This window comes from Vibrio rumoiensis 1S-45, from assembly GCF_000286955.2.
Taxonomy (GTDB): domain Bacteria; phylum Pseudomonadota; class Gammaproteobacteria; order Enterobacterales; family Vibrionaceae; genus Vibrio; species Vibrio rumoiensis_A.
Map to the genome: position 1 here is coordinate 1 of NZ_AJYK02000088.1, position 18,761 is coordinate 18,761.

Genomic DNA, 18,761 nt, shown 5'->3' on the forward strand with positions numbered 1-18,761 from the left:
TGTCGATTTCTAAAAGGCACAAAAACGATTGGTCATCGGTTCTGCTATGGAAAAACGAATCTCAGTATAAATCGAAAGGAGCTATAAGTTGTTACTTTCAAATACTGATGGCGGTTGCAAATCATGACTCTTGCCAAAATTTAAATAAACTGCACAAAAGAAATATATCTATCGTTGACAATTTAGGCTTCGGTACTAATGAAAGAGATGGATTATTTCGCACTATTGGAATGAATGCTTACGACCTATGGCCTGATTTCTGTGTTTACATAAACAAAATCGGTTATTCAGACTTCGAAGACTTTCTTGATTCAAATGAAGATAGCTTAACTAACTCACAGCTTTTCCAATTAATGGAATCTTGTATTCATCCTGTAAGAAAAGAGCTTCTCAAATCAGCAATCACAAAGCTCTCAATAGACAATATTGCTAATAGCTCTTTAGATGACTTAGAAAGAACATTTGTATCAGCATACCGAGCTTCTGAGTTTGACCTTGCATTAAACGTTCTTAAACAAGCTAGTCATGAGTTGAATGAAGGTAGATTCAAAGAAGTACAACACCATCTATTTACTGATAAACGTCAATTGATTAAGTGTTATCAATACAAGTTAGATGTTACATTAATGGCTGTTAACCAAAGCGAATATGATCCTGATTTTCAATCACATGTTAACAATATTCCTATTCCATTTGCATCATCAGAGAGAAAGCTTTACGACGAATGTGAGCACTTTAGACGCTACTACCTCGCATACTACCTGATTGAACGTGATGCTCCAAAGAGCATTCTTATTCTGAAACGATTGGCCGAAGATACTAAGAACCCAGAACATATCTTAATGTTGTTACGTGCCTATATTGCTAACCATCATGAAGCTTCAAACATAACTTTGATTCGAAGTGTTTTAGCAAAAGTAGAACAGTCGGCAGAAGCACAATGGTCTAATTTCCCAAGTTACCCATTGCCGTGGATTTCTGGAATACTTCATGCTTATTTAACGATTGAAGACATCAATTCAATGAAGGAAACATGGGAACTATTGAGTTCAACTCAGAAAGTCCTCCCTCAGTTACTTACACCTTATTGTGAGTTACTGCTTAAGCATAACTTGGTAAAAGAAGCAGATATCGCTTTTTCATCTTATACGAGGTTCTTAGGTCAAAACGAATCCCTGCCAGACGAATTAGATAAAATAAACGACGTTATAATGAACGCTTTTGCGAAGGAGTCGCGTGCTACAGAGTATATCGATCGTATTGCTGAAAAGAATCAAAGAAGCCCTGAGCAACTAGCAAATAGTTTTAAACTGATTAACGGTAGTGATGTCGAAACATATGTGAAGATAACAAATAATAGTTCTGTTGAAGAGTATTTAGTTGAAACAGTTTCTTCAGTCTCTAAAGAATTACTTAGCCGCAGCAAAAATATTTACATACCTGTCAAAGATGACGATTCCGTTTCTGGATATTCTAGTAAGCCAGCAAACGAAGACCGAATTAATCAATGGTTTTGTAGTCTTTTTAATATGAGAGAAAAAAGCTCTCCACTTCACATTTCGGATCAAAGTCAAATAGGCAGTTCATCTTCGGGTAAAAGCTATGGTGAAGTGGATGGTGTCATAGTAGATAACAATAAAAGTAGACGTATTGCGTTATTTGAAGCGTTTCGCCTTCTTAAATGGGGTACTACCGATATCAATGAGCATATGGATAAGTTGGCGGGGTATGATCAAGAGGGCTTTAATACGATATTCGTTGTCGTATATGCATTCGATAAAGATTTTGTCACCCTATTGGATAAGTATAAGAACCACATAAAACAACGTCAGCACAAAGGTTTTACCAAAGCAAATGGTTATGCTCTTGAAACTGTAAATGCTGAAGATTCAGATACCTTTTGGATGGGAAAAGAAGAACTTCAGCGTGGTAACGTTACTGTTTCAATTTATCATGTCGTCATTAGCTTTTACTGTGAAAAAAGTATTGAACCATAAACTTGTCAATGTGGTTAATTTTTTCCATACATTTTCTCATGCAAACTGGGGTTTTGTTGTTTCTATTCGTAACACGAAATTGTCCAAAAATGAGTTAGCATGAAACGGTTCATGCTTAGAATTATGAACTTAGAGGCAAGGTGATTGTTTTATTGAAAGTAACTTTCTTTCACAAAAATAATCAGTATAAAGAGACGTTAGAAAAAGGACATTTTATGCTTTCAGGTTAGGACACTTTATGGTGTTATTTGTTTTATAACTGACTGATTTATTAAAGTGGCTTAGGACAGGTTATACTTTCAGCGACATTTCTGATGTTTGCAAAGTAAGTCGTTGCAAAGATCACATCCAGCGTTTATAACTCAAATCTGCATGGTCAATATAAGATGTCAGTTACTTAGAGGCATCAAAATGCTTTCTTTAACCTAACTTTATTGTATATAAGCAGAAATCCTACCTTTTGCTCGAACCTAAATAAGTTATACCTCAAAGAAAAACGCAATAATAAATTGATTTTTATCATAAAAATAATTGGTGTAGTAAGAAGCAATATCTGATCCCCTCAGTTTTTTATTCTTAACATTGAATATTGTTCAGAAAATTAATAAAAGCTTTCAGCTGATTGGGGATGTATTTCGATTGTGGATATTGTGCGACAATTTTTCCTTGGTAATTTCCTTTGATATACCATTCTGGAAAAATTTGAATCAGTTCACCTGAATCGAGATAGTCTGTAATAGTAAAGTCGGGGAAAATAGAAATACCTAATCCTTGCAATACGGCTTCTCTTCTTATCTCACTGTGATTGACGGCTAATGAACCTTTAATGTTTATTGTGTATTTTTTCGTGTTTTGACTTAAAGTCCATGAACTATCAGCTGGAGTTTCACCATAACCTATGCATTGATGGGTAGTTAGGTCGCTAGGGTGGATAGGTAAACCATGCTTTTGGATGTAATCAGGGCTAGCACAAGCAATACGCTTAACGCTGCCTAGACTCTTGGCTATGAGTCCTTCTACTGGATGATCGGTGATATGAATGACGACATCCACTTCACCTCCTACTGGATCAATATAATGATCAGTGACTTTCCATTTTAAGCACACATTAGGGTAGGCTTTTATAAATTCGAGCACGGTTGGCATAAGGACCTGACGAGCTAGTGCTTTTGGCGCGGCAATCGTAAGCTCTCCAGAAATTTCATCTGTATTGGTATGCGCAGCGTGAACGGCTTGTTTTGCTGATTGAAGCATATCCAAACAAAGTTGAAATACGTCTTCACCCACACTGGTTAGGCGCAGCCTGCGAGTTGTTCTTTCAATCAATTTTTGTTGTAACGCTGTTTCAAGCTTACTGATAGAACGGCTGACCGATGAAGGCATCACACCCAATTTTATTGCGGCTTTAGAAAAACTTCCTTCTTCTATTACAGTGACAAACGTTGCCATTTCTGGCATCAAATTCATTACTCTATTAGTGTTCACGGCGCAATTATCCTTTGCATATTTAGCTTATTGTTCTATTTAAGTTACTCATTGATACTGCTTGTGTCAAAGAAATCACAAATATTCGAAGTTATTTGAGCCAATTTAAGGAGTAAGTATGAATGAAACTACAACATTACTAAAAAGTAGTAAGAGAGAGGCTAAACCGAAATATTATTTCCCAATCTTAGAAGTATTACTTCTATTGGTGGCCATTTTTTGGGGGACAAGCTATGGCTTAACTAAACAGGCGCTCATTTATACATCTGTGATGATATTTATCGCTATTCGATTTTCAGTCACTTGTTTCTTTTTATTGCCAGTGGCATTGAAGGATATAAAGGCAAAGAGAAGTAAAGATTGGAGAGTTGGTTTACCAACGGGCGCTATTTTGGCAGCGATTTTCTTTTTTGAGGTTACAGGACTTTTTCAAACCTCGGCAAGTAAGGCCGCGTTTTTGATAAGTCTATCGGTTATTTTTACTTTTCTGGTTGAAATGTCGATGAGTAAAAGAGTGATAAGCCAGCGGATGTTTATACTTACTGTATCAAGTGTTGTTGGAGTATTTCTATTAACCAGTTCGCACGGTTTTGAATGGGAATTAAATAGAGGTGATTACTTTATTTTATTAGCCGCTTTACTACGTGCATTCATGGTAACTATGACCAAAAGGCTGACGGAAGGTAAGCAGGTTAGTAATGCAACGCTCACTTGCATTCAATCGTTTGTGGTTGCCGTGAGTGCCATAAGTTTGGTGGTGTTTGATGTTGGTTTTAACGTTCACTTTCCAATCAATATCGAGTTTTGGTTTATTATGGTGTATTTGGTTTTGTGTTGTACCTTGTTTGCTTTTTTTGTTCAAAATTATGCAGTAAGGAAACTATCACCAACTAAAGTCTCACTTTTAATGGGCAGTGAGCCAATGTTTGGCGCTTTGTTTGCTGTTATTTGGTTAAACGAATCGTTATCTATTATTCAAGTAATAGGTGGGTGTGTGATTTTTGTTAGTGTGATGATGGCTTCGGTATATAAAAGGACGTATTGATTTTAGAAATAACATAATTATGTGAAATCACGTATTTTTATCTTTAAGAGCTTATGTAAACATAATGCTTGCTAATAAAGGCATTTTCCGTAAAAGAATGTAAACTAAAGTCACATGACACCTACCAATGTGTAATCATTAAATTAGTAGGGTTATTTTGATTTTATGGATTCTTTTATGGCTAAGTTGTCTACTCAAGGTTTTATCTCAACCAAATCGGTTATATCGGCCATCAGTGCCTTGTTTTTCATCATGACGATTATGATGTTTTTCGGAATTTGGTATTTTTTAAGTACTTTAGATCATCAAGCCACGGCTCAAATTAAGAAAAGGGTAAATTTAGCTTTAACGATTGAAAGTCAGCATGCACAAGATATTTTAAGTGAATATACCTATTGGGATGAATCCTATGAACGGATATTTATTGACCGAGATGCTAACTGGGTGTCAGAAAATACCGGTGACTATCTCATGGATAAGTTCGATCTAGCCTTCAGTGTTGCTATAGAAAATGATAAGGATGATGCTTATTTGGTGAAAAGTGAGAATGACTCGTCTCTTACGTTTGATCAGTTGATGAACAATGGTTTGATTAAGATGATGCAGCATTCTAGGTCGCTTAACACCGAGTTACAGACTACTAGTGGTTTTATACAAGTAGGGGAAAATACCTATTTTGTCGTTGGGGGACCATTAGTTGATGAAAAGCTTCACACAGCAAGAAGTAATTCTTATCTCACGGTAGGGCTACGAGTTGATTCTACGTTTTTAAAGAAATTAGAATCAAACTATCAGCTGTTTGGATTAAGCCAAACTCAAAAGCCAGTTGATGAATCATTAAGCATGCCCATTTATTCTGTGTTAGGTAAGCAAATAACGCTTTTAACATGGACTCCAATGGTGCCAAGCAAAAATATACTCATACCGATAACCTGCATTGTTCTTTTTATCACGTCTATTACGCTTCTCATCACAAGAAAAATATTAAGAGTTGAACTTAACAATCGTTCCGCTTATGAAGAACAGCTATACCTTGAAGCGACGACTGATCCACTCACACAAATTAGTAACCGCCGTTACTTTATGGATATGGGGAATAAAGAGTTCAATTTATCTCAGCGGTCAAAGCGTGCTTATTCTCTGCTTATTTTAGATGTGGATCATTTTAAATCGATTAATGATAAGTATGGTCATCACGCTGGCGATATATTTTTAAAGCAATTTAGCGAACAATGCCGTTTAAGCCTCAGAGACTCTGATATTTTTGGACGAATTGGTGGTGAAGAATTTGCGATTGTTTTACCAGATACAGATGAGGAAGGTGCAGTTGAAGTGGCAGAAAATATACGCCTATTAATGATGAACACGCCTTTAATTGTTAATTCAAATAGTATTCAAGTCACGGTTAGTATTGGGGTTACAACGCTACAACAACAAGAAAGCTTTGATGAATTACTTCAGCAAGCTGACCAAGTAATGTACGAAGCAAAGCGTGAAGGAAGAAATAGAGTAAAAGTATTCGCTTCACAGCCCTCCTTTATTTAATGTTGTTTTAATTAACCACAGAGCCGATCTAAATCGATAAACATAGCCTTAACTCAAAATTGAACGATTGTTCAAAATAATATTGAACGAACGTTCAGTTATGTCTATAGTGTACTTATTCAGTAGGCAGTTAAGCAGAGGAATAAAATGACAATGAACGATAAGATCAAAATAGATATTGTGTCCGATGTGGTTTGCCCATGGTGCATTGTGGGTTATAAGCGTTTAGAAGCGGCGATTAATGAGTTAGGGCTTCAAGACCGAGTAGAAATTGAATGGCAACCATTTGAGTTGAACCCTGATATGCCAGTAGAAGGTGAAAATTTACGGGATCATGTTTTACGTAAATACGGCGCTGAACGTGAAGACAGTGATAAAGCTCGCGCAAACATTAGCGCACTTGGTGCGGAATATGATTTTGAGTTTGATTACTTTGAAAATATGAAGATGGTAAATACCCGTGATGCCCATATGTTGCTTGATTTTGCACATGAACATGGCTTACAGCACCAACTTAAGCAACGCTTGTTTGCGGCTTTTTTTACGGAGCATAAAGATGTCTCCGATCGAAATATTCTATTAGAAGAAGCGCAAAAGGTAGGGTTAGATTCGGTTGTAACCAAATCGGCTTTAAATGATGCAGATAGATATCGTCGTGTTGTCGAACAAGAAATGTTTTGGCAGCAGCAAGGTATTTCTGGCGTACCAACCGTTATTTTTAATCGTAGTAGTGCGATGACGGGAGCTTACCCACAAGAAAATTACATAGCCGTGCTTAAAGAGCTAGCAGGACTTTCCGACTAAAAGGTTCACAATATGAATACAACACGTCAAGTCGACGTTCTTCTTTTTGATGTCAACGAAACACTGCTTGATATCACTATTTTAGAGCCATTTTTTGATCGCGTTTTTAACGATGCTTCGGTACTACGGAACTGGTTTTCTGAACTGGTGCTTTATTCGCAAGCAATAACGATTTCAGGGCTTTATGAACCATTTGGTCAACTGGCTGTGGGTACGCTGAAAATGGTTGGTGTAAATTATAACCTTGTAATATCAGATCAAGACGTAGAAGAGTTCAAATCTTTGCTAGGGAGTCTGCCGCCACATCCTGATGTCATTCCGGCTTTGGAGCGCTTACAACAGGCTGGGTTTCGATTGGCGACGCTCACCAATTCCGCTCCAACGGCTTCACCGACATTATTAGAAAAAGCCGGTATTAGTCGATTCTTCGAGCATCAATTGAGTGTTGAAGAAGTCCGAGCCTTTAAGCCTCATCCTGAAACCTATCGTCATTCAGCTAACGTAATGGGTGTGGATATTTCGAAGGTTTGCCTTGTGGCTTGTCATTTATGGGACACCTTAGGCGCACAAGCAGCCGGTTGCTCTTCAGCTTTTATTACTAGACCGAACAACAACCTATTATTGGTGGGTAATATTCCCGAGCCTGATTTTGTGGCGAAAAATTTGAATGATTTTTCTGATCAGATTATAAACCACTAAGTCATTCATATATTTAGTGGTTATGCTCACTTAATTATTAGCAATCTTTAATGTAGTTAGTCACATACGATTTCTTTTTGACTAAAATCCAAAGAATTAATGTAACGAGACCAACGGTAAATTGAATCACGCCTAAGTTTTCAATTAGTGTCTCTGAATGTAGAGACACTAATGTCATGCCTAAGGCTCCAAACATCATCGAACAAAATTGAATAATCGCAACTGCCGATCCAGTGTCACTGCTTTGTTGCTCAAGCATTAAGTTGGTACCAGGTACTCGAAGAATAAGTGCCATTAAGGTTGCAGGAGCGGCAATTAAAGCAAACACCCATGGAGATTGGTGGCCAAATGAATACATTAATATCCCGCACAGCATTAAGCACACAAAACTTACCGTGATGATTTTTTCAACCGATATTTTCCGAGATAATTTAATGTAGATAGTGGGGCCAAAAGAGGCGACTAATGCATTAAAAGAAAAAGCATAACTGAACATTTGCTCAGATAAGCCAAATTGGTCTATGTATACATAAGATCCAACGGCAAGAAAAGAAAGTAACGCCATAGGTGGGGCGGTGAAGATGATCAATAAAATAATAAAGTTAGGATTTTTGATCACCGTACCGAGACGACCCCAAGCTTGTAGCATTGACCCAGTATAACGATTCGGTAATGTCTCGCTGTACAATAAGGCGAATATTCCAGACATACCGCCAAAAACAGCCAATGCAATAAACATCATATGCCAGGAGCCTATTTTTAATAAAAATGCCCCTAAGATTGGTGCGATCATTGGTGCAATAATTACTAAAGACATAATGGTCGCCATGATTTTGGCGCGTTCTCGACCATCATATAGATCTTTCACAATGGCGGTTGCAACCACAGTAACAGCACTGCCCCCAAATGCTTGTAATAAACGGCCTACGATCAGTAATTCGATATATTCAGAAAAAGCACATAATAAACTGGCTGAAATATAAATCACTAACCCGACTAGCATAATGGGCTTACGGCCAAATTTTTCACTTAACGGTCCCCAAAACAGAAGGCCGATGGCATAAGTGGCGAAATAAATGCTTAACGTAAGGTTCACCATGGTTTGAGTGGTATTTAATGTATCAAGCATGGTCGGCAAAGCGGGAAGGTAAAGATCCGTTGTGAGTGGTGGGAAAGCACTGATCACGATTAGAAAAAGTAACATGCTGTTTTTGCCTAGAATTTTTTGTGTGGATTTCAAAAAATACTCCGATTAACTTGGAAAAACAAAGAGGATGGGCAGACTAATTACGAGAATGTATGTAAATGAGATTGGCTGACCAAAGTTCAGGTAATAATTAATCGCCAATCATAAGTAAATTCAATAGTACTTGCTAGGTGATTTACATTAACTTAATCATACAAACTTTAACACCAAAGGCGGGTTAATTGATTTCAGATTAGAGGCAGTAGTAAGTTGATTTTCAATCAATCAATCAGTTTGTTATTTTAACGCTGACAGCTTGGTTTTTTTCTTTGGTGACAAAGTAGCATATCAACGAGCCTACGGTGACCAGTATTACGCCTTGCCAAAATGAGGCAGTAAGAGCGACAGACAAATATAGAGAAGAAAAAACGGTTGAAAAAACAGGGGTAAAGTAAGATAAAGTGCCCAGTAGCATAATGTTGCCACCAATGATTGCTTGATTCCATAAAGCATACCCAGTTCCCATTACAATACCGGCAAGCAGTAGGGTTGCGCTGGAATTAAAAGTAAATTGAAGGCTAGGTTCGCTGCTGAAAATATATTTAATCCATAATGCAATCGCGGTTACAGTAAAGAATAATGTAATCGCATTTTTGCCATTACTTAATTGTTTAGTGATGAAGCAATAGATAGCCCAAATAAATGCTGCGGAAAAAGCCATAAAGTAAGTCATTGGGTTTTCTGCCATATTAGCGAGCAATACAGGGATGGAAATACCACTATCACCTGAAATACACCAAGCGACACCAATAAAGGTGATTATCACGCTTGGATAAACCAAAATACTGACTTTACGATCACCTAGAATGGACGTTAATAAAATAGTGAGGGCTGGCCACAAATAGTTAATAACGGCCATTTCCATGGCTTGGTGACGATTGTTTGCCATGCCTAAAGACAAGGCGAGGCAAATCTCATAAGCGACAAATAGAGTTGTGCCGATAATCAAGTACCGGGTGGGGAAATCTTTTAACGTTGGCACACCCATAATAGCAATTAAAAAAATGGCACTAATGGTATACATGAGTGCAGCGCCGCCAATTGGGCTAAAAAGTTCAGAGACATCACGGATCAAAGCAACAACACTGCTCCATAGCAAAATTGTGGCAATACCAAAAAGGGTATATTTGTTTTTTGTTAAAAAAGGCATGTTTGACCTATGTATCATCCGCGTATGATTGATAAAAGTAACAGTAATTTTCTGATGGAACAATGGATGATTCAGTAAGTTTATGGTGGTGCTAGTAAGTAGAAAAACATTTACCTGAATCGATAGTATATTTATTCGCAAAACCAGAATTTATGCGTATCCTAATAGGGTTACAATATTGATGGTTAGTATGCTTGGTAAGGAAAAATTGTGAAATTTATTTGGCTTAAATTGTTGATTACGGTTTTGATTTTTGCGGCTTTATTTGCCGCGGTTTATTATAAAGTTCAAAGTGGAATTTAGCTTCTCACTGATACAAAAAGGCGATATCCAATTAAGGAATATCGCCTTTAGTTTTTGGGCTTTATTCAGCCTAAGTTCGTGAGTCCAGCTAACTGTGTTGCTTTAGTTGACGGCTATAACCCACAAGATACCGACTTCAGTTTTTACTACTTTAACGGTTTGCCCTGCGGTTAATGGTTGCTCGCTTCTCACTTTCCAATTGATGCCAGAATAAGCATGCAATACGTCGTTTGAAGTGCGATTCACATCACCCGTGAGTACAAAGGTTTCTTGAGCAAAATCTGATGAAGTATCTTGAGTCACTTGTTTGTTTTGAAGCTTTTTAAATGGCTTCCACAAGATCAATGCAAACCCGAAGGTTAAGATAATACTGGACCACATTGCCATATTAACACTGGCATCAAGCCAACCTAAATACATTGATAGGCCAGTAATAAATAACGCTAAGCCGATAAAGAACAGTATGAAGGTTGCAAAACCTAATACAACCACTTCAATAATTAAGGCAATGATACCAATCGACATCAGTACTTGTGGTAAATAGTTAAGCATCCAATCCATACGCTTACGCCCTAGGTTGTTTGTTTAATGAGTTAATGATCGACATACCTTGTGCGACCAATGAGCTAGCATCAGTACCGTTTTCAGGTAGTAATACAACAGAAGACTCTTTCGCAATCGCATGTTTTGCTTCAATCGCTTTGGTAGCAAGATCCAACTGAATGGCTTTTTGACCTTCTTCAGTATTGGCAGCGTCACCAATAGTTTTCAATGCTTCAGCTTGTGCATTTGCAACAGCAATAATCGCTTTTGCTTCACCCTCTGCTTTTAAAATTTGTTCTGTTTTATCTGCTTCAGCGGCAAGTACTTGCGCTTGTTTTTTACCTTCTGCCACATTGATAGCGGCTTGGCGGTCACCTTCAGATTCCAATATTTGTGCACGTTTAACACGTTCCGCTTTCATCTGAGCCTCCATCGATTCCATGATCGATTGCGGCGGTACAATATCTTTAATTTCATAACGAAGGACTTGGATGCCCCAAGGTTCTGCGGCAACGTTAATGGCTGATACGATATTAGTATTAAGTAAGTCACGTTCTTCAAAGGTTTTATCAAGCTCCATTTTACCAAGCTCTGAACGCATGGTGGTTTGAGCAAGTTGGGTGACAGCAAAGACATAATCATCCACGCCGTATGTTGCTTTGTATGGGTCTAATACTCGGAAATAAAGTACACCATCTACAACGAGAGAAATGTTGTCTTTGGTGATTGCAGATTGAGAAGGTACATCTTGCGCTTGCTCTTTCAAGCTACGAATGGCAGAAATACGATCAATGAAAGGGATAATGAAGTTGATACCCGCTAGTTTAGTCGAGTGGAATTTACCGAATCGCTCAATGACCCATGCTTGGTTTTGCGGCACAAACTTGATACCACTTTTTAATACCACCACCACAAAGATGAAGATAACCACCGGCACTATATTAGCGAAGATGAGATCGAGAGGATTATTCATAACGTTGTCCTTTTAATGAGAATAATTTCATTCTACGGCAATTTGGGGAATAAGCTTGTCATGATTGGTTAATTTTGGTGCAAAGCTGAAATATCTCACAATATAAATGAAACGGTTTCGGGATTGAGACAATGAAAACAAGGCTTTAGGACACTTTAAAGCCTTGTTTATGAAAGAAGGAGGGACGCTACTTTAAATTTTCCAATTGCTGAATGATCGCTAATACTTCGGGTGTTAAGCTGGCTTTTTGGTTGGATTTAAAGTCAAACATTACCACGGTGGCGCTGCCTAATGTTGTTACTTTATTGTATTTTTTGCTGACAACTTGGTATTTCATGGTAAAGCGGTCGCTTTGTAGATCGGTGATTTTTGATCCGACTAATAAGGTGTCTGGGAACGTGACCGGCATTTTATATCGGCAACTGGTTTCACTGACAATTGGGCCAACTTGAGTGATGGCAATGTTTTCCATTAAATTGATGCGTTTGAAATAATCTATTCGCGCGGTTTCAAAATAGCGGAAGTACATTACGTTGTTCACATGTTGCAGCGCATCCATATCACCCCAAGCGACAGGGATCTCTGTAATGACTGGAAAACCATCGAGTAACGTTGTCATGAGCTTTCTTCCTTATGAGTTAAACGAGTGTTTAGATTATTCAGTTATCTGTCTTTGTACAATGCCTTCTAAGAAAAACCGTGAACTGTAGCTTTGTGCATTTACTCAGCATTTTTCATGGTAGTGTTTCGAAAGGCTTGTAACCAATTGATCAGCTTTTGATTTAAGGAATAAACACATAGGCCGACAATGATCACGGCACAGCCAACAAATTGGATGACATTGAGCGTTTCATCTAACATCACCCAGCCAGATAGTAACCCAACGACTGGCACCAATAACGCAAAAGGCACAACACTAGCCGTACCATATTTGGCTATCGACATGCCCCAAACGCTGTAGCCAAATAGCGAAGCAACAATTGATAAGTAGAGCAAGGCTAAAACAGAGGTTAAAGAAGGCTGAGTGATAGCATGAAGGATCTGTTGATGGTCTTCAAAGAAAAAGCTAAATGCAAAGAAAGGAATAATAGGAATTAATGCCCCCCAAACGACCAATTGAAGCATGTTGGTGTCTTTATATTGAACGGATATATGACGGTTACAGATATTACCAACACCCCAAGAACACGCAGCACAGAAAGTGAGTAAATAACCTAGTATGGATATATCCGTTTCAATCACACCGTAAAGTAAGAAACCAATTCCGATTAGTGCCATGAAGCCACCGAGTAATTGCCATCGATTTAAAGTGTCTTGAAAAATCAGCACAGCCAGAATTGCGGTGACAAAAACCTGCATTTGTAATAGCAAGGATGCTTGTCCTGAAGGCATTCCCACATAAAGCGCGTAAAACAAAAAAGCAAATTGCCCAAAGCTAATGGTAATGCCGTACAAAAATAGCCAACGAAATGGAATGGCGGGTCGTGGTAAAAATAGCATGAGTGGAAACGCAACAAACGCGAAACGTAAACCCGCAAGTAAGAAAGGAGGGACGTCTTTAATACCGATAGTAATAATAACGAAGTTAATGCCCCAAACAAAGACAACTAATAATATTAGTGCTAATCCGCGTGCGTTCATGTTCTTCCTTGAAGGTGAGCTGTTAATTCATTACGCCACATATTTTTCTTACCCGCGAGTTTTTTGTTCTTTTGAAGGAAAAACGAACTTTGGGGATTATTTCGCCATTACAATTTGTTCAGCTGCATCGATACCCATTTGGTAACCAATATCGAGTTTTTGTAAGTCGGTAGTGAGCCTTCCAACGGGGAAGTCGGCTGGTGGTGCAATAACATTAATTTTGCAATCACTTGGAGGCTGCTTTATGAAAGCAATACTGCGATTGTAACTCTCAGCACGTAATAAAGCCGCATTTGCGAGTTGCGGATGCTGAGCAAGAAATTTCTTAGTTAACCATGGGATTCTAGAGGGTTTTTTCTCATAACCTAGAGGGCGCGATAAGATCACCGTGATTTCTTTTGCGCCAAGTTGGTAGGCTTTCTCTACAGGGATTGAATCTGCGACGCCACCATCCGTCATTTGCATTCCATTAATGACAGGATAATTCCGATAAGCCACAGGGACAGAGCAAGAGGCTTTTAATAATTCAACCACATTGTCTGGGGTGGATGAAATATAATGGGGCAAGCCAGTGTTAATGTCGGTAGTGACCACATAAAGCGGTACTGATTGCTGATGAAGCTTGTCAGTGTCGATAGGGATTTCATAGGTTGTTATATCCCAAAGCCAATCAAGATCAAGCCAATGTCCACCGCGAAGAAAACGTTTGAAATTGATGAATTCTGGGCGACAGGAGTAATCGGTAACGACTTTATAAGTTCGTTGTTTCTGGTTAGCAAGCCACGATGCCAAGCTAGTAGAGCCTGCAGATACGCCAATGCAAAAATCGAAGGGTGAAAATTGGTGGTCAATAAAACGGTCTAAAACGCCGGCTGAAAATATACCACGCATTGCACCGCCTTCAACGACAAGAGCATGTTGTGCCATTGTTGATGGTTTTTCCATGTGATTCACCTCAGAACAATTAAATCGTTAAAAATTATACAGCGTTTGAATGATACAGAAAGATGAAATCGCTGAAACAATCGATTAAGGAAAATATAACGATTTCTACTCATTAGCGGACATTAAATCGATAATAAATTCCCTTGTAATTAGTAAGTTTGTTTTGATAGATGGTAAACTGTTACAAAGATTTTTGGAATGAGTGCCATGACATATTTACATCAAACATTATCTGAGCAACTACGCATTGGCGAACATGAAATTGAACGCCGAAAAATATACATGGGTTTTACAGATGAAGATGTCAAAGCGCTTAAGGATGCCTTGCCGTGGGTCGAGCCTTTAGTTCCCGATTTAGTCGATCAGTTTTATGTTTTGCAGACTGCGATACCAGAAATTTCTTTGGTGATTGGCGATCGTGAAACATTAAGTAACCTTCACTCCAGTATGAATCAATATATTTTAGATTTGTTCAGTGGCCAATATCATTTTGATTATGTTGATAAGCGTTTACGCATCGGTAAAGTTCACCAACGAATTGGTGTAAGTCCAAAATTATACTTGTCTGGCATTAATCAATTACAGCTGCTTTTAGAAGATTTGATTGATGACAATGCTGAGTTTCAAGGAATTGATGGTCGCTTATTAAAACGTGCAGTCCGCAAATTATTGTATTTTGATAATCAATTTGTGTTCGATACTTATATTGCAGCGCTTCAATCGGAAGTAGAAGCGGTAAATACTCAGCTAGAAGCCTATGCCTCAAGGCTTGAAATGCAGGTTGCTCAGCGAACTAAAGAGCTTACCGAGCTTTCTATGCGCGATCCTATGACGAACCTGTACAATCAGCGTGCCTTTTATGATCAATTAGAAAAAGGTGGAGCGCTTGCTGAGCGTAATAATGGTTTCTTCTGCGTTTTATATCTCGATGTGAACCATTTCAAAACCGTGAACGATACTTATGGTCATAAGATGGGCGACCAAGTATTGATTGCGGTGGCGATGGCAATCAATGAAACGGTACGAAAATCAGAAACAGCAGCCCGTTATGGCGGTGATGAATTTTGTATTATATTGCCAAGTACAAAAGTGGAAAACTTGGCTTTTTATTGCGAACGTTTATTTGCTGAATTTGATAAGCTAAAGCCTTTAGATGTGACATTAAGCGTTGGGGGAGCAGAAGTTTCTCCTCAATCCGGCTACGATGTCGAGGCGTTGATTGTGCGGGCTGATAAACAAATGTACCTTGCGAAGAAACGTGCTCATGAATCGAAAACACACGAATTGATGGTGGAAGTATAATTCTCTGCTTTTAAAAAGAAGGCCATGAAATTTAAAATTTCATGGCCTTCTTTTTAAGTAACGTTTTTGGATGGAGAAGATAACTTCTGAATCATGGCGTTAAGCGTGTGTGTCCCTGACTTTCAATATGGTGATAAAAGAGATCAAGCTCATGATGGTACATGCAAAAAATACCATGTGAAAACTGTAATAGTCGGCAATGGTCCCTGCTATTGCACCACCTAATACACCGCCTGTTTTAATGGCGTTTGAATAAAGAGTGGTGACTTGTCCCATTTTCTTTGGTTTAAGATCTTGAAATAAAGAAATCCCTAATGCAGATGTTACACCCACAAAAATACCATTCAATACTTGTAACCCGATGAATCCCACTAAACTTGAATTGAGTATGATCCCGACATAAAACAATGTGCCAGCAATAATCGACACTGCCATCATTTTCTTTTTGCCAAATCGTAACGCGTATCGACCTGAGAGCAGCATGATTGGAATTTCAATAAAGGCAGCCGTTCCCATCATTAAACCTGCGACGGAAGAGTCCAAATCCATGTCATTGGCAATGTAAAGCGGCATACTAATGAGGTACATATTATTGGCGCAATACATGAACACAAATGAAATCGCGAGTAAAAGGATGTTCTTATCACGCCATATTGAATCATCAACCCCTTGATGTGGCGTTTTAGGGGTTGGTTCAATTTTAGGTAAAGTAAAGAAGGTGACGAAATACAAAACCACAAACATAAATGCAGCCAGTAAAAATAAGTAAGTGAAGCCTAACCCTGTGGCGATAAAGAAGGCAATAGGTGGGCCAATAACCCAACCAAGTGATATTTGTGCACGTAATAGGGCGCTGAAGGTTTCAGATGGACGTGCATGTCTGTCGAGTATTTCTCGTGCTAAGGCAAAAACTTGCGGGGTAGCAGCAGAAGTGGTACTAACAAAAATAGCGGAAGCAGCAAGTAGCACCCAATAATTTCGATTGAATGCAAAAATAATGAAGCCGATAGCACCCATGATATTACATATTAAGATTAGTCGCTTACGGTCAACACCTTGATCTGACCACCAACCAATCACTTGGCTGATCACCACTCCAGAGATCGTCATCACCATAAAAAACATACCGATAAGAAATGGGCGAGCACCTACTTCTTCTGAAATGAATAAGCTCATTGTCGGAATGGTAAATGCCCCTGCAATCCCTACAAAAAAACAAGTAAACAGTAACGAGACTGCGGTTTTGTCGGGTTGGTTACCTGGGAATAGCGAATAGAGAAAGGTCTTCATTAAAACGGTCTTGGAGTGATGAAAAAGTCAGCGTCATATTAGCAATATTGATGTATGAAAAATACAGACTCTTTTGATAAATAAATTAAAAAAGTCGTGTTTTTATTTTTGATAACTATGATTTTTATAAAAAAAGAAGGAGTCACTGGAAATTGCTCGTCTAAACCGCATAATGGAATGAAGTGAATAGAGGAATCAAATTTATGGAAGAGAACAATACCCCGCTGTTAAATTTAAGAACCGTCACGCCAGAAGATTATGTTGAGCTGGCCGCTTTAATGGATTTGGTTTTTCCTGATGTGGGTGGTGCGTGGCCAGAATCCACGATTATGGAACTGATTACCCAGTTTCCTGATGGGCAAATTTGTATTGAAGATAGTGGGAAAATTATCGGTGCAGCATTAACGATCAAGGTGGATTATTCGCGCTTCTCCCTTCCACACACATACACTGAAATTGTCGATGAGAATAACGTTGCTCAGCATAATCCCAAAGGGGATGCGATCTATGGCTTAGATGTATTCGTTCACCCTGACTATCGTGGTTTACGCTTAGGACGTCGTTTGTATGAAGCGCGTAAAGATTTATGTCGTGGTGATAATTTAAAAGCTATTTTAACTGGGGGTCGCATTCCCGGCTTCCGTCAATATGCGCATGAGCTGAAAGTGAGTGAGTATATTGAAAAAGTAAAACGCCAAGAGTTACACGATCCTATCTTATCTTTTCAGCTATCTAATGATTTTGATGTGAAGCGTTTAATGCGTGGTTATTTACCAGAAGATGAAAAATCTCAAGGTTATGGCACATTATTAGAGTGGGATAACATTTTTTATGAAGAAGAAGTGTTATCTGTACATCAGACAGAGAAAAGCATCGTTCGAATTGGTGTGGTTCAGTGGCAAATGCGCCATGTCATGTCAATTGATGACTTGGTAAGCCAGGCAGAGTTTTTCATTACGTCACTGGCCAATTATCAATCGGATTTTGCACTATTACCTGAGTTTTTTAGTGCGCCACTAATGGGGTTAGCACCAGATTTACGTTCTGTTGAAGCGATGCGTTATTTGAGTGAGTACAGCGATGAAATCATCCAACGTTTTTCTCATTTAGCGGTCACCTACAACATTAATATTATAGCCGGTAGCTTACCGGTACAAAAAGATGGTCACATGTACAATGTTGCATACATGTTACACCGTGACGGAAGCATAGAAGAACAGTATAAGATCCATATCACTCCTCATGAGCAGTGGGATTGGGTGATAGAAGGTGGCGATAAAGTTAAAGTTATTGATACCGATGCCGGTAAAGTGGGCATTTTGATTTGTTACGACGTTGAATTCCCTGAGTTGGGAAGAATGCTAGCCGAGCAGGGCGTTCAAATTCTGTTTGTACCATTTTGGACTGATACTAAAAATGGTTACCTGCGTGTTCGTATTTGTGCTCAAGCGCGTGCCATTGAAAATGAATGTTATGTAGCGATTAGTGGCAGTGTTGGTAACTTGCCTCGAGTTGATAACGTGGATATTCAATATGCACAATCGGCGGTATTTTCACCATCTGATGTGTATTTCCCGCATGATGCGATCATTGCAGAAGCGGATCCTAATACTGAAATGATGATTTATGCCGATGTCGATTTATCAAAATTGAAAATGCTGCATAGTGAAGGTTCTGTAACGAATTTGAAGCATCGCCGTCCAGAGATTTATCAATTTTCGCCAACCAATGAGAAGGCAAAAAAACAGTAATTGATTGAAAACAGCCAATGGGAATCGAGTGCTTGATCACCC

The 18,761-nt window shown here is 38.6% G+C and carries 15 protein-coding genes and 1 pseudogene; 7 read left to right on the forward strand and 9 right to left on the reverse strand.

Going from position 1 to position 18,761, the window contains the following annotated elements:
• Positions 1 to 1,997 (forward strand): annotated as a pseudogene (locus A1QC_RS12390) (hypothetical protein); the annotation flags it as partial.
• Positions 1,998 to 2,573: 576 nt separating this feature from the next.
• Here the strand turns inward: A1QC_RS12390 and A1QC_RS12395 are convergent.
• Positions 2,574 to 3,482, reverse strand: coding sequence for a LysR family transcriptional regulator (locus A1QC_RS12395; RefSeq protein WP_026025717.1), 909 nt, complete (start codon positions 3,480 to 3,482; stop codon positions 2,574 to 2,576).
• 118 nt (positions 3,483 to 3,600) lie between these two features.
• Here A1QC_RS12395 and A1QC_RS12400 point away from each other — a divergent pair, with 118 nt between their 5' ends.
• From A1QC_RS12400 to A1QC_RS12415, 4 genes are all read left to right on the forward strand, one after another.
• Positions 3,601 to 4,527, forward strand: a complete 927-nt coding sequence (locus A1QC_RS12400; RefSeq protein WP_017024326.1) for a DMT family transporter — start codon at positions 3,601 to 3,603, stop codon at positions 4,525 to 4,527.
• Between the two features lie 177 nt (positions 4,528 to 4,704).
• A complete protein-coding gene (locus tag A1QC_RS12405) occupies positions 4,705 to 6,072 on the forward strand; it encodes a sensor domain-containing diguanylate cyclase (RefSeq protein WP_017024327.1) in 1,368 nt (455 codons plus the stop codon).
• 153 nt (positions 6,073 to 6,225) lie between these two features.
• Positions 6,226 to 6,876: a DsbA family oxidoreductase gene (locus tag A1QC_RS12410; protein ID WP_026025719.1), complete on the forward strand. Its 651-nt coding sequence runs from the start codon at positions 6,226 to 6,228 to the stop codon at positions 6,874 to 6,876.
• A gap of 12 nt (positions 6,877 to 6,888) precedes the next feature.
• A complete protein-coding gene (locus A1QC_RS12415) occupies positions 6,889 to 7,575 on the forward strand; it encodes a haloacid dehalogenase type II (RefSeq protein ID WP_017024329.1) in 687 nt (228 codons plus the stop codon).
• Positions 7,576 to 7,612: 37 nt separating this feature from the next.
• On the opposite strand, the gene A1QC_RS12420 is transcribed toward A1QC_RS12415, so the two are convergent.
• The 7 genes from A1QC_RS12420 to A1QC_RS12450 form a co-directional block, all read right to left on the reverse strand.
• Positions 7,613 to 8,779, reverse strand: coding sequence for a multidrug effflux MFS transporter (locus tag A1QC_RS12420; RefSeq protein ID WP_017024330.1), 1,167 nt, complete (start codon positions 8,777 to 8,779; stop codon positions 7,613 to 7,615).
• A gap of 271 nt (positions 8,780 to 9,050) precedes the next feature.
• Positions 9,051 to 9,971, reverse strand: coding sequence for an aromatic amino acid DMT transporter YddG (yddG, locus tag A1QC_RS12425; protein ID WP_017024331.1), 921 nt, complete (start codon positions 9,969 to 9,971; stop codon positions 9,051 to 9,053).
• 405 nt (positions 9,972 to 10,376) lie between these two features.
• Entirely contained in the window at positions 10,377 to 10,835 is a 459-nt protein-coding gene (locus tag A1QC_RS12430; protein ID WP_017024333.1) for an NfeD family protein, read from the reverse strand.
• A 4-nt stretch (positions 10,836 to 10,839) separates the two neighbouring features.
• A complete protein-coding gene (locus tag A1QC_RS12435) occupies positions 10,840 to 11,790 on the reverse strand; it encodes an SPFH domain-containing protein (RefSeq protein ID WP_017024334.1) in 951 nt (316 codons plus the stop codon).
• 187 nt (positions 11,791 to 11,977) lie between these two features.
• Entirely contained in the window at positions 11,978 to 12,409 is a 432-nt protein-coding gene (locus A1QC_RS12440; RefSeq protein ID WP_017024335.1) for an acyl-CoA thioesterase, read from the reverse strand.
• A 101-nt stretch (positions 12,410 to 12,510) separates the two neighbouring features.
• Positions 12,511 to 13,431, reverse strand: a complete 921-nt coding sequence (locus A1QC_RS12445; RefSeq protein WP_017024336.1) for an EamA family transporter — start codon at positions 13,429 to 13,431, stop codon at positions 12,511 to 12,513.
• Between the two features lie 96 nt (positions 13,432 to 13,527).
• Positions 13,528 to 14,376, reverse strand: coding sequence for a patatin-like phospholipase family protein (locus A1QC_RS12450; RefSeq protein WP_017024337.1), 849 nt, complete (start codon positions 14,374 to 14,376; stop codon positions 13,528 to 13,530).
• A 207-nt stretch (positions 14,377 to 14,583) separates the two neighbouring features.
• Between A1QC_RS12450 and A1QC_RS12455 the strand changes: the two genes are divergently transcribed.
• Positions 14,584 to 15,678, forward strand: coding sequence for a GGDEF domain-containing protein (locus A1QC_RS12455; protein ID WP_026025720.1), 1,095 nt, complete (start codon positions 14,584 to 14,586; stop codon positions 15,676 to 15,678).
• A gap of 99 nt (positions 15,679 to 15,777) precedes the next feature.
• Here A1QC_RS12455 and A1QC_RS12460 read toward each other — a convergent pair whose 3' ends face one another.
• Positions 15,778 to 16,968 carry a sugar efflux transporter gene (locus A1QC_RS12460; protein ID WP_017024339.1) on the reverse strand — a complete coding sequence of 397 codons (1,191 nt, stop codon included), beginning with the start codon at positions 16,966 to 16,968 and terminating at the stop codon, positions 15,778 to 15,780.
• Positions 16,969 to 17,171: 203 nt separating this feature from the next.
• On the opposite strand from A1QC_RS12460, the gene A1QC_RS12465 reads away from it, so the two are divergent.
• A complete protein-coding gene (locus A1QC_RS12465) occupies positions 17,172 to 18,719 on the forward strand; it encodes a bifunctional GNAT family N-acetyltransferase/carbon-nitrogen hydrolase family protein (protein WP_017024340.1) in 1,548 nt (515 codons plus the stop codon).
• The last annotated feature ends 42 nt before the right edge of the window (positions 18,720 to 18,761 follow it).

What these genes read in the sequence shown, in the direction of transcription:
- A1QC_RS12400 (WP_017024326.1), top strand. Translation starts at nt 3,601, where the DNA reads ATGAATGAAACTACAACATTACTAAAAAGTAGTAAGAGAGAGGCTAAA.
- A1QC_RS12405 (WP_017024327.1), top strand. Translation starts at nt 4,705, where the DNA reads ATGGCTAAGTTGTCTACTCAAGGTTTTATCTCAACCAAATCGGTTATA.
- A1QC_RS12410 (WP_026025719.1), top strand. Translation starts at nt 6,226, where the DNA reads ATGAACGATAAGATCAAAATAGATATTGTGTCCGATGTGGTTTGCCCA.
- A1QC_RS12415 (WP_017024329.1), top strand. Translation starts at nt 6,889, where the DNA reads ATGAATACAACACGTCAAGTCGACGTTCTTCTTTTTGATGTCAACGAA.
- A1QC_RS12420 (WP_017024330.1), bottom strand. Translation starts at nt 8,779, where the DNA reads ATGTTACTTTTTCTAATCGTGATCAGTGCTTTCCCACCACTCACAACG.
- yddG (WP_017024331.1), bottom strand. Translation starts at nt 9,971, where the DNA reads ATGCCTTTTTTAACAAAAAACAAATATACCCTTTTTGGTATTGCCACA.
- A1QC_RS12430 (WP_017024333.1), bottom strand. Translation starts at nt 10,835, where the DNA reads ATGGATTGGATGCTTAACTATTTACCACAAGTACTGATGTCGATTGGT.
- A1QC_RS12435 (WP_017024334.1), bottom strand. Translation starts at nt 11,790, where the DNA reads ATGAATAATCCTCTCGATCTCATCTTCGCTAATATAGTGCCGGTGGTT.
- A1QC_RS12440 (WP_017024335.1), bottom strand. Translation starts at nt 12,409, where the DNA reads ATGACAACGTTACTCGATGGTTTTCCAGTCATTACAGAGATCCCTGTC.
- A1QC_RS12445 (WP_017024336.1), bottom strand. Translation starts at nt 13,431, where the DNA reads ATGAACGCACGCGGATTAGCACTAATATTATTAGTTGTCTTTGTTTGG.
- A1QC_RS12450 (WP_017024337.1), bottom strand. Translation starts at nt 14,376, where the DNA reads ATGGAAAAACCATCAACAATGGCACAACATGCTCTTGTCGTTGAAGGC.
- A1QC_RS12455 (WP_026025720.1), top strand. Translation starts at nt 14,584, where the DNA reads ATGACATATTTACATCAAACATTATCTGAGCAACTACGCATTGGCGAA.
- A1QC_RS12460 (WP_017024339.1), bottom strand. Translation starts at nt 16,968, where the DNA reads ATGAAGACCTTTCTCTATTCGCTATTCCCAGGTAACCAACCCGACAAA.
- A1QC_RS12465 (WP_017024340.1), top strand. Translation starts at nt 17,172, where the DNA reads ATGGAAGAGAACAATACCCCGCTGTTAAATTTAAGAACCGTCACGCCA.